The organism is Thermodesulfomicrobium thermophilum DSM 16697 (assembly GCF_059568695.1).
Genome location: NZ_JCANTW010000001.1, coordinates 65,124 through 77,847 on the forward strand (window position 1 = coordinate 65,124; position 12,724 = coordinate 77,847).

The following is a 12,724-nucleotide window of genomic DNA, read 5'->3' on the forward strand; positions in this document are numbered from 1 at the left end:
CGCATGGGCCGCGCGGCCAGGAGTCCCCGGGCCCAGTGGACCCTTGCTGCGGTTTCGGCGGCCGAGGCCATCTTTTTTCCCATCCCACCGGACCCCATGCTCCTTGCCATGGGATTGGCGTGTCCGGCCCGGGTGTTCCGCTATGCGGCCATAACGGTGGTCGCCTCGGTGCTTGGTGGCGTGGTGGGCTACGGCATTGGGGCCTTTTTTATGGACGCCGTGGGCTGGCCGCTCATCCATGCGCTGGGTATTGCACGACATTACGATACGGTGCAGGCTTGGTATACGGCATACGATGCCTGGGCCGTGGTGGTTGCTGGGCTCACGCCGGTGCCCTATAAACTGTGCACGCTGACGGCCGGGGCCTTTGGAGTCCGTTTTTGGGTGTTTGTGGCGGCCTCCGTCATTGGCCGGGGGGTCCGGTTTTTTGCCGTGGCCGCATTGGTGTACTGGTGGGGAGAACGGGCTCGGCAATTGGTGGAGCAGCGTTTGAATTGGATCGTTTCGATCGGCGTCCTCGTGGTCATCATGGCCGCCGTAGCTTTTGGGGTATTGCGTTAGGAGGTTGTATTATGACGACAAAATCAGGTTGTTCTTCGTGCGCTGGCGCGAAGAAATTGGGCCGGATTCAGGAAAGTCCGGAATCGGCCATGGAGCGGCAGGACCGGCAGATTGCCTCCACACTGTCGCGCATCAAATATAAATTGTTTGTCATGAGCGGTAAGGGCGGCGTGGGAAAGAGCTCTATTGCGGTCAACCTTGCGGCGGCTTTGGCGCTGCAGGGCTACCGCGTGGGGCTTTTGGACGTGGACATCCACGGGCCCAGTGTGCCCCATCTTTTGGGCCTCAAGGGACTTTTGGAAATCGAGCGCGATCACGGTGTCCTGCCCAAGCGCTACAATGAAAATCTGGCGGTGGTCTCCATGGAGTCGCTCCTCAAGGACCCGGATCAGGCGGTGCTGTGGAAAGGCCCCATGAAGACTTCGGCCATCCGCCAGTTCATCTCGGATGTACTCTGGGGGGATCTGGATTTTTTGGTGGTGGATTCGCCTCCAGGAACGGGCGACGAGCCCATGACCGTGCTCAAGACCATGCCGGACGCCCTGAGCATCGTGGTCACCACCCCGCAGGAGATCTCCCTCGCCGACGTGCGTAAGGCCATCAATTTCTTGCAGTACACGCGGGCCAATATCCTTGGAGTGGTGGAGAACATGAGCGGGCTCGTTTGTCCGCATTGTGCGCAGGAGATCTCGCTCTTCAAGAAAGGCGGCGGTGAAGAATTGGCCCGCAAATACGGATTGCAGTTTTTGGGCGCCATCCCCCTGGACCCCGCCACGGTAGTGGCAGGGGATCTGGGAAAACCCGTGGTGCTCTTGGATGGCGAATCTCCCGCCAAAATCGCCTTGTTGCAATTTGCCCAGAGGGTGGTACAGGCCATTGAAAGCAGCCTGGAGGCGGCGTCTACGCCGGCACCTTAATACAAGGCGCGAGAGGGGCGGAATGCGGTGGTGTGTGGCCTTGGCGGTGATTCTTGCTCTGGCTGTCCCTTCGTGGGCAGAAGGGCGCTTTTATTACGCCATCAATCGTGACGGCTCGCTCCATGTCAGCGACATGCCCCTCTCTCCGCGCTTCAAGCCCTTTCGTTTTACCCATTCCGTGAACTACATCCGGCGCGTGGCCTTGGGGATGCGCCGCAAGCAGGTATCGTGGCCGCAGGTGGAACGTCTCGCCACGGTGGCCGCCACGCGCTATGGGCTGGACCCGCGTTTGGTGCTTGCCATTATTGACGTGGAGTCTGGAGGCGATGCCGGCGCGGTGTCCTCAGCCGGGGCGCAGGGCATCATGCAAATCATGCCGGACACTGCCCGGGAGCTGGATTTGGACGCCCCTTTTGATCCAGAAGCCAACATCGACGCCGGGGTGCGGTACCTCCGGCAGATGCTCCAGCGTTTCGGTGAACTGCGTTTGGCTGTGGCTGCGTACAATGCGGGGCCCGGCGCGGTGGAGCGCTATGGCGGCGTTCCGCCGTACCCGGAGACCCAAACCTACGTGAACCGGGTTCTTTCCCGCCTTCAGGCGAGCAGATAAATGTATTCTATTCCTAATATTCTCACGTTATTACGTGTGGCCGCCGTTCCTCTTCTCATGATTCTTCTTGCTATGCCCGGGCCGGTGGTCTGTCCGCTGGCGGCAGTGGTGTTCGCCTTGGCCGCCCTGACGGACCTGGCTGACGGGATTATCGCCCGCCGCTACAACCAGATCACCACAGTGGGGAAGTTTCTGGATCCAGTGGCGGACAAGGTGCTCGTGGTTTCGGTGCTGATCCTGCTCGCCGGGTTGCAATGGGTGCCGGCGTGGGTGGTGGTGGTCATCGTGGCACGCGACATCTTGATCACCGGCCTGCGGGCGGTGGCGGCCGAGCAAGGGGTGGTCATCGCCGCCGACCGTTATGGGAAATGGAAGACCGCCATGCAAAGTGTCGCCTTGGTGCCGCTCATCTATCACTATCCCCTTTGGGGTTTGAATATGAGCGCCATCGGCATGGTCTTTCTGTACGCTGCCTTGGTGCTCACGGTCTATTCGGGGTGGAACTACTTCGTCTCGTTCTCGGGAACGATCCGTCATTAGAGGGGGGAGTATGGCGCAAATCGATGCCTTTTTCAAAATGATGCACGATCTCGGTGCATCGGACTTGCATCTTTCGTCCGGATCTCAACCGATCATCCGTTTGCATGGAGATATGCAGCGGGTCAAATACAAGATTCTCGAGCATGACGAACTCAAGAAACTCCTCTACGAGATCACGCCGGAGAATAAGATCAAACAGTTCGAGGAAACGGGGGACGTGGACTTTTCCTACGAGGTGCCTCACGTGGCCCGGTACCGCGCCAATTTTTTCATGCAAAAGCGTGGGATCGGCGCGGTCTTTCGCGAGATTCCCCAGAAGATCCTCACCGTGGACGAGTTGGGGCTGCCGCCTATCCTCAAAAATTTGGCCATGCTCCCCAAAGGCCTGGTGTTGGTCACCGGTCCCACGGGCTCCGGTAAGTCCACCACCTTGGCGGCCATCATCGACTACGCCAACAAGATGCGCAAAGACCATATCCTCACTATCGAGGACCCCATCGAGTTTGTGCACGAACCCCAGAACTGTCTCATCAACCAGCGTGAGGTGGGGCGCGATACCTTGAGTTTCAATGCCGCCTTGCGCGGGGCGCTGCGTGAAGATCCGGATATCATCCTGGTGGGTGAAATGCGTGATCTGGAGACCATCCAGCTGGCCTTGGAAGCGGCGGAAACCGGTCATTTGGTGTTTGGCACCTTGCATACCATCTCGGCTTCCAAGACCATCGACCGTATCATCGAGGTCTTCCCCGGCGATCTGCAGGGCCAGGTGCGCTCAGGATTGGCGGATTCCCTGCGGGCCATCGTGGCTCAGAACCTTTTTAAACGCGTCGACAAGCCGGGGCGCTGCGCGGCCTTGGAGATTCTTATCGCCTTGCCGGCGGTGCGTAATCTCATCCGGGAGAACAAGATTTTTCAGATCAACTCGGTCATCGAAACCGGGAAGAAGTATGGCATGCAGAGCCTGGACGATGCTATCATGCAGCTCCTTATGGCAGGGAAGATCGACGCGGAGCAGGCCTACAACAAGGCGGTCAACAAGTCCAAATTCCGGGATTTTCTGACCACGCCGCCGCAAGACTTCACCGAGGTCTAGTATGCAGCGCGCTGATTTTGATCATCTCCTCCATCAGGCTTTGCATTTTGCCCCAGACACCTCGGACCTCATCTTCACAGTGGGAAAACCCGTGCAGGCCGAGGTGCATGGAGATCTCCAGGACGTTCCCTTGCAGCCCAACCCGGGGCCGCTTTTGCCCCGGCAGGTGGAGGCCATCGCCACCTGCCTCATGGGGCGCAATATCCGCTTGTACGAGGATCAATTGCGCACCGGGTCTTGCGATCTGTCTTACGAGCTTGCCGGGGTGTGCCGCTTTCGTGTCAACATCTTGAGCCAGAAAGGCTCGCTTGCCATTGTCATGCGCAAGCTCACCGCCGTGGTCCCCACCATCGATCAATTGCGGTTGCCGGCGGTCTTTCACGAAATGGCACGGGAGAAATTTGGGCTCATTTTGGTTACCGGTGCCACGGGTTCGGGTAAATCCACCTCTCTCGCAGCGCTCATCGATGCGATCAATGCGCAATTCGCCAAACACATCGTGACGTTGGAAGATCCCATCGAGTACGTGCACACCCACAAGCGGGGCACTGTCAACCAACGGGAGCTGGGGTTGGATTTCGACTCGTTTGCCTCCGGCCTGCGAGCGGCCCTGCGTCAGGCCCCCAAGGTCATCCTGGTGGGGGAAATCCGTGATCGGGAAACCATGAGTATTGCCTTGGAGGCGGCGGAGACCGGTCACTTGGTGCTCGGGACCTTGCACACTGCGGACACGGGGCAGACCATCAACCGTGTAATCGGCATGTTTGAGCTGGCCGAGGAGCGGCTTATTCGTTCTCGTTTGGCCGAGAGCCTCAAATTCATCATCTCGCAGCGGCTCATGCCCAAGCGTAGCGGCGGACGGGTGGCGGCCTTTGAAATCCTCAAAACCAACTTGCGTATCCGCGACCTCATCTATAACGGCGAGACTGAAGAGAAGACTTTTTATCAGGTGGTGGAGTCTGGATCGGCGTATGGTATGATCACCTTTGATCAATATCTGGCCGAACTCTTCTCACAGAATGTGATTTCCGAGGCCGTGGCCATGACCAACGCTTCGGATAAGTCCAAACTGGCGCAGATGATCGACAAGATCAAGGCTGCTCGTGGTGAAAAGGTCACCAATATCGATGGATTGGAGTTGGATTTGGAGTATGAGAAAAAGGTCGTGGAGCGACCCAGCTAAGGAGAGGGCATGGAAATCCGTTGCCACCAATGTGATGCCCGGTTCGTGCTGCCTCCGGAACGCATCCCTGAGGCGCGACGCTTCAAGGTAAGCTGTCCCCAGTGCAAGCAGCCTATCCTGGTGGAGCGTCCTGAGGCGAAGAAGGCGCAAACGTCTGCGGCAGTGCCCGATGAACCCGAGTATTTTCCTCATGACGCCCATGTGGCTTTTGTGTATGTCCAGCAGGCAGCCCTGCATCAGCGCATCTGTGATTATGTTCGCAACCGCGGCGGATATGTGTCGGAGGCCCGCAGTATTGACCAGGCCATGGCCAAGATCCGCGCCAACTATTATCACGAGATGATTTTCCAAGATGATGCCGAAGGCCGCCAGCTTTTGGAAGTCGTTGCGACGTGGAATGGACTCCGGCGGCGGGAAGTCAACGTCATTTTGGTGGAGTCGGATCGTCGTACGTTGTCGGGCATGGACGCATTTTTGGTTGGGGTGAATGCGGTGATCTCCAGTAAGGACTCTGCAGAAATTGAGAAATTTTTGGACCTTGCCCGGGATGCGTACAAAGCTTTCCAAGAGCCATGGAAGATCGCGGCTGCCCATGTTCATGGCGTAGGGATCGAATCGTGATATGGCGTATTGTGATTGGATTCCTTGTGGTTCTTGATTTGGTTTTGGTATACCGGATTGTGCATCCAGAGACCGGGGTGCCTGCATATCGGCAGCTTCGGGAGCGGACCCAGGAACTGCGAGGAAAAATTCAGCGGATCGATGCGGAAAATAAAGAGCTTAGTGCCGAGATCCGCCTTTTGCGGAAGGACGAACAGTATGTTCGTCGCTTGGTGCGGCGTGAACTTCTTTATGCGGAAGAAAATGAAATCATGTACATATTCAAGTGATGGATGTCATGAATACCGAAACATTGGCGCTTTTTGAGGAGCTCGCGGCCCAGGATCCTGGTTCGAGTATTTTTTTGCACGTGGCGCGGCTGTTTCGTGCTCATGGAGACGCCGCACGGGCAGCAGCGGTACTGCGGCGGGGGCTGACAAGCCATCCTGGGCATATCGAAGCAGGGCTGCTTTTAGCGGATACCTTGGCGGAGCTTGGAGAAAGTGATGGAGACATGGTCCACGAAACCGGAGAGCGCCTGCTGCGCTTTCCGCGTTTTTGGCAGGCCTTGAGCCAGGTGAGCGCCGAGCGTGGAGCCGTAGACCTTGCCGTGGTGGCGGGGCTCATGGCCCTTTTAGCCCAAGGAGGCACGGTCCAGTGGGGCCAAATTCTGCTGAATGGGGTGCGGGAAGCCTTGGCTGCGGTGGAGGTGCCTGCCTCGCGCGAGCCAGAGACCGACTTGGACGCGGACGAGGTGACGCAGTTTTGCCTCAACGCCAGTATCCGTACCAAGACTATGGCCAAGCTTTTCTCCATGCACGGCGAGCACGAGCAAGCGCTCGCCATCTATGAGGAATTGCTGGCGAAGGCCCAGAGTCCTGAGGAGCGAGAAGAGCTGCAGCAGCTTCGTGACGCCGAGCGCCGTCAGGCGGGCTTGGAGCCGGACCGGCAGTCGCAGATGTTCTCGCTTCTCGATCAGCTGGCAACGCGTTTGGAAACCAGAACTATGGCGAGGTCATGATGCGTACAGGGATAATTTTTGCGGCACTGGTAATGTTGTGCGCATGCCAGCCGCTCCACGTGACAAAACTGTACTATGACGAATATATCAACCCCAAGGCATCCATTGATTACGAGGCGGAAGAGGATGTCGCCATCCCTGCCGAAGTGTTGGACGCATTCGTGCGCATGGATGGTGCTGTGATCCGGGTGGCCGATGTTTTGGCAAAGGTGGAATCCTTTCCTGATGATATGTGGCTGGCTGCCGTGGGGAGCGCCCTTCCGGAAGTGCGTCAATGGGCCGTGCTCGACCGGTATTTCTTGGCAAAAAATGGGGTACTGCTCTCTGCGGATGGACCGCTTGAGGCCTTTGCCGAACAGGTGGAGGGCCAGCCGTACGCCTTGGGCGCCGTGGTGCTCCCCGAGGGAGTGACTGTGGTGCGCAAGTTTACCGATGGTGCCGGAGAAGAAGGGTTCGTGGCGGCCATGCTCGATCCAGCTTTGCTGCATCAAAACCCGTGGAGCGCGGTGGTGGTTGGCGACCAGATTGCGTACGGAGCGCTGGATGCAGAGGCCGCGCAGCAGCTTGCGCAGGATGTTCTGAGTTCTAAGAGCTTTTCCGGGGCACGCCCCGTGGCAGGAACACAGTACCGCTGGTTGATGAGCGCCCGGGATCACTTGCGCATTGCCTACGTCTATCAGCAGAAGTGAGGAGATCATGCGTCAAGTAACGACAGTCGTCGAGCATTTACTTTTGCAGCAGAAGGAGCGGCCGTTGGCCTCGGGCCGTTTTACGCGCTTGCTCACCGAACTCATCTTGGCCGCCAAGATCATCGACCGTGAAGTCTCCAAGGCAGGGCTTTTGGATGTGCTGGGCGCCACGGGCGAGGTCAATGTACAGGGCGAAATGGTGCAGAAGCTGGATGACTTCGCCAACCGCGTCATCATCCGTCGCATGGAGCGCGCCGGTGTCTTGTGCGCTATGGTTTCCGAGGAGAATGCGGATGTCATCGAAATTCCCCATCAATATCCTGAAGGGGACTACATTTTGATGTTTGATCCATTGGATGGATCGGCAAATATTGACGCCAACGTGAGTATTGGGACGATTTTTAGCATCTATCGCCGCCAAGGAGGATCCGCAACAGGAGTAACCTTGAGTGACGTGTTGCAGAAAGGAGCCATGCAGGTCGCTGCAGGATACTTTATCTATGGATCTTCCACCATGCTCGTCTATACCACAGGAAACGGAGTGCATGGATTTACCCTTGATCCAAGCGTTGGGGAATTTTTACTTTCTCACCCAGACATTCGCATTCCGGAGCAAGGAAAAATCTATTCGGTCAATGAGGGATATACCCCGTACTGGGATGCAACTACACGTAAGGCAGTGGAATACTTTCGCTCTTGTGACAATGCCCTAGGTCGACCGTATAGTCTTCGCTATATCGGTTCTCTGGTTTCGGATATTCATCGCAACCTCATCTATGGTGGAATTTTTCTCTATCCTGCTGATTGTCGGGATCCCAAAAAGCCCGCAGGAAAGCTGCGGCTCATGTGTGAGGCCAATCCCATGGCCATGATCGTGGAACAGGCGGGAGGTATGGCCTTGGATGGTCGGCGCCGCATCTTGGATATTGAGCCTGATGAAATCCATCAACGGACTCCTTTGGTGATCGGTTCCAAGAACGATGTGTTGGCCGTGCAGCGTATTTATGCCGAGGCCGATGCTGAGGCGCAGTAGTCATGCGGGTTTTGGGTATTGAGACTTCCTGCGATGAGTCCGCGGCCGCTGTGTGGGACGACGGCGTGCGTGCCTGCCGCACCCAGAGCCAAATCCCCATGCATGCGGTGTTTGGCGGCGTGGTGCCGGAGCTCGCCTCCCGTGAGCACTTGCGGGTGCTTCCTTCTCTGGTGGAGCAGACTTTGGCCGATGCCGGGCTGGAGGCTGCGGATGTGGATTTGATCGCAGTCACCCGAGGGCCGGGGCTTCTGGGGGCGCTTTTGGTGGGGGTCGCCTTTGCCAAGGCCATGGCGGTTGCCGTGGATCGACCGATCTTGGGGATCGACCATCTTCAGGCCCACCTCATGGCCGCGTTTATGGATCAGGAGCCGGTGTTTCCCGCGTTGGGATTGCTGGTTTCCGGTGGCCACACCGCCCTTTACGCCATGCACGATGTGGATCGCATGGAGCTTTTGGGCCGCACCCTCGATGATGCGGCGGGCGAGGCCTTCGACAAGATCGCCAAACTCCTCAATCTGCCGTATCCGGGGGGAGTGTATCTCGACGCCTTGGCGCAGCGCGGAAGCGCTGCTCGTCCGTTTCTCCCGCGACCGTTTTTGGACAACGACCATTGCGACTTCAGCTTTAGCGGTCTGAAAACCGCGGCAGGGATGTGGATTCGGGAGCACGCCATCGCGCCTTTGGAATATCGGAATTTCGACGTGGAGGCCGTCCCTGCGGTGGTCTGCGATTTGTGCGCCGAAGTGAATCAGGCCGTGGTGGATACCTTGATGGCAAAGACGCGCCGTGCACTGGCGCGCTTTTCCGAGGCCCGCGCCCTGGTGGTGGCGGGCGGTGTCGCCGCCAATACCGGTCTGCGGGCGGCGTGTGCGACCTTGGCGCAGGAGCATGGGCTTGCCTTTTTCGTCCCGCCCCTTACCTATTGCGGGGACAATGGGGCTATGGTAGCTTTTCTCGGTCATCTTTTGGGGACACGCGGCTACCGGCATGACCTTTCCTTTGAGGCCATTGCCCGGGGGCGCCGCATGCCGCACGACGTTATTCGAACCTCAAGCTAAAGGAGTCCGTCATGGCTGTTCAGGTTACTGATGCCACCTTCCAAACCGAAGTGCTCCAATGCGACCTTCCTGTGCTCGTGGATTTTTGGGCCCCGTGGTGTGGTCCATGCCGGGCCATTGCCCCGGTTATCGATGAGCTGGCCCAGGAGTTTGCCGGCCAGGTCAAGATTTTGAAAATGAACGTGGACGAGAACCCGGCTACCCCGAGCACCTACGGAATCCGCGCCATCCCGACCCTGATTCTCTTCAAGAAGGGCGAAGTGGTCGAGCAGGTGACCGGGGCGGTGTCCAAGGCGAGTCTCAAACAGATGTTGAGTGACAAGGCCCTGTAATGTGGGATTGTTTGGTCATCGGTGGGGGGCCGGCGGGCATGACCGCCGGCCTCTATTTGGCCCGCGCCGGGGTGCGGGCTGCGGTGGTAGAGCGGCTTGCTGCGGGGGGCCAGGTACTCAATACCGAGCGCATCGATAATTACCCCGGCTTTCCGGAAGGAATCTTGGGCTATGAGCTGGCTGCCCTCATGGAAAAAGGCCTGGAGCGCTTCGGCCTGGAGCGCTTGGCGGGCGAGGTGCGCGAAGTGGAGCCGGGGACGCCGCTGCGGGTGCACATCGATGACACGGTGCACGAGGCCAAGGCCGTGATCGTCTGCTCGGGCGCCACTTGGCGAAAGCTCGGCGTGCCTGGAGAAGAGCGGCTGACCGGCAAGGGGGTCTCCTACTGCGCGCTGTGCGATGGCTTTTTCTTCAAGGACAAAACCATCGCCTGCATTGGTGGCGGGGATACAGCCTTGGAAGAGAGCCTGTATTTGCAAAAACTCGCGCGTAAGGTCTATCTCATCCACCGCCGGGACGCCTTTCGGGGCACTAAGATATACCAAGACAAGGTGCTCGCCTCTCCAACCATTGAGGTGCTCTGGAATACGGTGGTGGAGTCCATTGAAGGGGAGGATGCTGTGCGCGAGATCGCGCTGCGCAATGTTGCCACCGACGCCCGTTCGACCCTGGCCGTGGACGGTGTTTTTGTGTTTGTAGGCAACCGTCCCTTGGCGGATTTTCTTCCCCCGGCAGTGGAGCGTGATGCCGCGGGATTTGTCGTGACGGACATGGAGATGGCGACGACGGTCCCCGGTATTTTTGCCGCGGGCGATGTGCGCGCCAAGACCTGCCGTCAGGTGACCACTGCGGTGGGGGACGGCGCTGTGGCTGCTACTTCTGTCCTCTCGTACCTGGAAACTACCCATGTATAAAATCTTTTTTGTGGCCTTCGTGACTGTGGCCCTTTCCGGATGCGGCGTCATTGATTATTATTTCCTTACTCCTCCAGAGGACACTGCGCAGGAGTTGTATCAGAACGCCCAGGCATCCATGCAAGAAAAGGACTATCCTGCGGCCATTGAATCGCTGGTGAAACTTGGAGATCGCTATCCCTTTAGTCCGTATTCCGTTCAAGGGCGCATCATGTTGGGGGATGCGTATTTTCTCAACAAACAGTACCGAGAAGCCATCGATACCTACGATGAATTCCTCTCCTTGCATCCGCGAAGTGAGCAGGTGCCGTATGTGTTGTTTCAGCTTGGCGTGAGCAAATACGAGGTGCAACCCGCCATCGACCTGCCCCAAGATCAGGTGGCTGAAGCCATTGAGCACTTCCAACGCATCATCCAGTCGTATCCCGAGACGCCGTATGTGGCCGAGGCCCAGCAGTATATCGAAAAATGCCGGCGGCGTCTGGCGGAACACGAGCTCTATATCGCCAACTTTTACTGGGAGTCTGGGTCCTATAAGGCCGCCTGGCTGCGGTATGACGCCATCTTTCGGGAGTATGGCGATATCCCGGATGTGGCCAATCTTGCCGACACTCGGCGCAAGGCGGCGTTTGTCAAATACCAGGAGCATGCGGTGGACGAAGAGCTTTCGCCGAGCCGTTGGAAAAAGTGGTTCGACTGGCTCTAACAGGCTTGCACCGCGTGTGCGGTTGGGTGGCGTGTTTTTTTCGCGGTGGGTGTCGTGCCCGCCGCTTTTTTTTGGGGGGGAGGTCTGCTGGGTTGGTACAAAAATGCTCCGGGGCAGGACGCTCCCGGAGCACGAAACTGTTGCGGCAGCAAGCGCTATGCAGCGCAATGCTCCAGGTTGGGCCCTGCCACGGCTGCAGCGAAGCCTTCCCGCAAGGAATCAATGAGCTCCCGCACGGAGATGATCTTGTCCACGCGCCACGCGTTGGCGCCGGCAAAGGCAAAGCCGTGTTTGAGGAGTCCTTTCTTGGCGTTGGTGAGCGCCATGCCGATACAGTACGGGCTTTTCGTATAGTCGCAGGTGGAGACGCAGTGGAAGGGGCAGGTGAAGGGTTTTTTGAGCCCGCGTTTGACGTCTTCCAGGAAGGAGCTGATGATGGCTCGGCCGGGGAGCCCTACTGGACTTTGGATGATTTGGATGTCTTCAGGCTTGGCCTGAATGTAGGCCTCTTTGAAGCGCGGGTCGGCGTCGCATTCGTGGGTGGCCACGAAACGGGTGCCCATCTGTACTCCTGCCGCCCCGAGTTCGAGGAACTTGTGGATGTCCGCGCCTTCGTACACCCCGCCGGCAGCGATGATCGGGATGGGGCGCTGGGCCCGCTCTTCGAACTCCTGTACCGTGGCCACGACTTCCGGGACGATACGTTCCAGGGCGAAGGAAGGGTCTTGGATTTGTTCGGGTTTGAAGCCCAAGTGGCCGCCTGCCTTGGGGCCTTCCACCACGAAGGCGTCCGGCAGGCGGTCGAACTTGTGCAGCCATTTTTTGCAGATGATGGCTGCGGCCCGGGCGGAAGACACGATGGGCACGAGCTTGGTCTTCGCCCCTTCCAGATAGCCGGGCAAATCCAGGGGGAGTCCTGCGCCCGCAAAGATGACATCGACCCCTTCCTTGATGGAGGTGCGCACCATATCGCTGAAATTGGTGAGCGCCACCATGATGTTGACCCCGAGGATGCCGTCGGCCTTTTGCCGGGCGGCGCGAATTTCCCGGGTTAGGGCGCGGATGTTGGCTTCACGATAATTGGAGCCGATATCCGGCTCGCCCATGCCGATCATGGCGGCGGCGATGACGCCGATGCCGCCTTCTTTCATGACCGCGGACGCCAGGTTGGACAGGGAGATGCCCACGCCCATGCCGCCTTGGACAATGGGAACGCGGGCGATGAGATCGCCGATGCGCAAGTTTGGAAATTCCATAATGATACCTCGTCGAAGTTGGCCGGATGGCTGAAGTGAAAATGCACTTTGAGCACTGGCTCAAGGCAGAAGGTGCATAAAAATTTTTACGGATGCGGTCAAATAGGGAGCGTCATACGTGTTACCGGACAATGATATTGTCACCCCTGGCTGGGACAATAGAAATGTCATCCCATGAAGACACGGGGTGACGTATTCATGAAGGCAGAGG

At 58.2% G+C, this 12,724-nt stretch carries 16 protein-coding genes; 15 read left to right on the forward strand and 1 reads right to left on the reverse strand.

Features of this window, described 5'->3' with window-relative positions; all coding sequences use genetic code 11:
• Positions 1 to 3: 3 nt before the first annotated feature.
• Genes BR00_RS00355 through BR00_RS00425 form a run of 15 tightly spaced genes read left to right on the forward strand, consistent with a single transcriptional unit; the run spans position 4 to position 11,257 of the window.
• Positions 4 to 561: a YqaA family protein gene (locus BR00_RS00355; RefSeq protein WP_496475639.1), complete on the forward strand. Its 558-nt coding sequence runs from the start codon at positions 4 to 6 to the stop codon at positions 559 to 561.
• A gap of 11 nt (positions 562 to 572) precedes the next feature.
• The gene (locus BR00_RS00360; protein ID WP_496475640.1) at positions 573 to 1,478 is read left to right on the forward strand and encodes a P-loop NTPase; all 906 of its coding nucleotides are present in this window, start codon (positions 573 to 575) and stop codon (positions 1,476 to 1,478) included.
• Positions 1,479 to 1,500: 22 nt separating this feature from the next.
• Positions 1,501 to 2,088, forward strand: coding sequence for a lytic transglycosylase domain-containing protein (locus BR00_RS00365; RefSeq protein ID WP_496475641.1), 588 nt, complete (start codon positions 1,501 to 1,503; stop codon positions 2,086 to 2,088).
• The gene (gene pgsA, locus BR00_RS00370) at positions 2,089 to 2,628 is read left to right on the forward strand and encodes a CDP-diacylglycerol--glycerol-3-phosphate 3-phosphatidyltransferase (protein WP_496475642.1); all 540 of its coding nucleotides are present in this window, start codon (positions 2,089 to 2,091) and stop codon (positions 2,626 to 2,628) included.
• Between the two features lie 10 nt (positions 2,629 to 2,638).
• Positions 2,639 to 3,721 (forward strand): type IV pilus twitching motility protein PilT, encoded by a 1,083-nt coding sequence (locus BR00_RS00375; protein ID WP_496475643.1) that lies wholly within the window; start codon positions 2,639 to 2,641, stop codon positions 3,719 to 3,721.
• Position 3,722: 1 nt separating this feature from the next.
• Positions 3,723 to 4,904 (forward strand): type IV pilus twitching motility protein PilT, encoded by a 1,182-nt coding sequence (locus tag BR00_RS00380; protein ID WP_496475644.1) that lies wholly within the window; start codon positions 3,723 to 3,725, stop codon positions 4,902 to 4,904.
• Positions 4,905 to 4,913: 9 nt separating this feature from the next.
• The gene (locus tag BR00_RS00385) at positions 4,914 to 5,525 is read left to right on the forward strand and encodes a zinc-ribbon domain-containing protein (protein ID WP_496475645.1); all 612 of its coding nucleotides are present in this window, start codon (positions 4,914 to 4,916) and stop codon (positions 5,523 to 5,525) included.
• Complete coding sequence (locus tag BR00_RS00390; RefSeq protein ID WP_496475646.1) at positions 5,522 to 5,794, forward strand: FtsB family cell division protein; 273 nt, start codon at positions 5,522 to 5,524, stop codon at positions 5,792 to 5,794. Before BR00_RS00385 ends, BR00_RS00390 begins: the two co-directional genes overlap by 4 nt.
• Positions 5,795 to 5,802: 8 nt before the next feature.
• Complete coding sequence (locus BR00_RS00395) at positions 5,803 to 6,525, forward strand: hypothetical protein (protein ID WP_496475647.1); 723 nt, start codon at positions 5,803 to 5,805, stop codon at positions 6,523 to 6,525.
• A 59-nt stretch (positions 6,526 to 6,584) separates the two neighbouring features.
• Entirely contained in the window at positions 6,585 to 7,214 is a 630-nt protein-coding gene (locus tag BR00_RS00400; RefSeq protein ID WP_496475648.1) for a hypothetical protein, read from the forward strand.
• Positions 7,215 to 7,221: 7 nt separating this feature from the next.
• On the forward strand, positions 7,222 to 8,247 hold the full coding sequence (gene fbp, locus BR00_RS00405) for a class 1 fructose-bisphosphatase (protein WP_496475649.1): 1,026 nt from the start codon (positions 7,222 to 7,224) through the stop codon (positions 8,245 to 8,247).
• Between the two features lie 2 nt (positions 8,248 to 8,249).
• Positions 8,250 to 9,305 (forward strand): tRNA (adenosine(37)-N6)-threonylcarbamoyltransferase complex transferase subunit TsaD, encoded by a 1,056-nt coding sequence (gene tsaD / locus BR00_RS00410; RefSeq protein WP_496475650.1) that lies wholly within the window; start codon positions 8,250 to 8,252, stop codon positions 9,303 to 9,305.
• An 11-nt stretch (positions 9,306 to 9,316) separates the two neighbouring features.
• On the forward strand, positions 9,317 to 9,637 hold the full coding sequence (gene trxA, locus BR00_RS00415) for a thioredoxin (protein ID WP_496475651.1): 321 nt from the start codon (positions 9,317 to 9,319) through the stop codon (positions 9,635 to 9,637).
• Positions 9,637 to 10,551: a thioredoxin-disulfide reductase gene (gene trxB / locus BR00_RS00420; RefSeq protein ID WP_496475652.1), complete on the forward strand. Its 915-nt coding sequence runs from the start codon at positions 9,637 to 9,639 to the stop codon at positions 10,549 to 10,551. The genes trxA and trxB overlap by 1 nt, the downstream gene beginning before the upstream one ends.
• Positions 10,544 to 11,257 (forward strand): outer membrane protein assembly factor BamD, encoded by a 714-nt coding sequence (locus tag BR00_RS00425; protein ID WP_496475653.1) that lies wholly within the window; start codon positions 10,544 to 10,546, stop codon positions 11,255 to 11,257. Before trxB ends, BR00_RS00425 begins: the two co-directional genes overlap by 8 nt.
• Before the next feature lie 155 nt (positions 11,258 to 11,412).
• Here the strand turns inward: BR00_RS00425 and BR00_RS00430 are convergent, their stop codons facing one another.
• Complete coding sequence (locus tag BR00_RS00430) at positions 11,413 to 12,513, reverse strand: NAD(P)H-dependent flavin oxidoreductase (RefSeq protein ID WP_496475654.1); 1,101 nt, start codon at positions 12,511 to 12,513, stop codon at positions 11,413 to 11,415.
• Between the last annotated feature and the right edge of the window lie 211 nt (positions 12,514 to 12,724).

Coding starts and splice junctions, on each gene's coding strand:
- BR00_RS00355 (WP_496475639.1), top strand. CDS start 4: ATGGGCCGCGCGGCCAGGAGTCCCCGGGCCCAGTGGACCCTTGCTGCG.
- BR00_RS00360 (WP_496475640.1), top strand. CDS start 573: ATGACGACAAAATCAGGTTGTTCTTCGTGCGCTGGCGCGAAGAAATTG.
- BR00_RS00365 (WP_496475641.1), top strand. CDS start 1,501: ATGCGGTGGTGTGTGGCCTTGGCGGTGATTCTTGCTCTGGCTGTCCCT.
- pgsA (WP_496475642.1), top strand. CDS start 2,089: ATGTATTCTATTCCTAATATTCTCACGTTATTACGTGTGGCCGCCGTT.
- BR00_RS00375 (WP_496475643.1), top strand. CDS start 2,639: ATGGCGCAAATCGATGCCTTTTTCAAAATGATGCACGATCTCGGTGCA.
- BR00_RS00380 (WP_496475644.1), top strand. CDS start 3,723: ATGCAGCGCGCTGATTTTGATCATCTCCTCCATCAGGCTTTGCATTTT.
- BR00_RS00385 (WP_496475645.1), top strand. CDS start 4,914: ATGGAAATCCGTTGCCACCAATGTGATGCCCGGTTCGTGCTGCCTCCG.
- BR00_RS00395 (WP_496475647.1), top strand. CDS start 5,803: ATGAATACCGAAACATTGGCGCTTTTTGAGGAGCTCGCGGCCCAGGAT.
- fbp (WP_496475649.1), top strand. CDS start 7,222: ATGCGTCAAGTAACGACAGTCGTCGAGCATTTACTTTTGCAGCAGAAG.
- tsaD (WP_496475650.1), top strand. CDS start 8,250: ATGCGGGTTTTGGGTATTGAGACTTCCTGCGATGAGTCCGCGGCCGCT.
- trxA (WP_496475651.1), top strand. CDS start 9,317: ATGGCTGTTCAGGTTACTGATGCCACCTTCCAAACCGAAGTGCTCCAA.
- trxB (WP_496475652.1), top strand. CDS start 9,637: ATGTGGGATTGTTTGGTCATCGGTGGGGGGCCGGCGGGCATGACCGCC.
- BR00_RS00425 (WP_496475653.1), top strand. CDS start 10,544: ATGTATAAAATCTTTTTTGTGGCCTTCGTGACTGTGGCCCTTTCCGGA.
- BR00_RS00430 (WP_496475654.1), bottom strand. CDS start 12,513: ATGGAATTTCCAAACTTGCGCATCGGCGATCTCATCGCCCGCGTTCCC.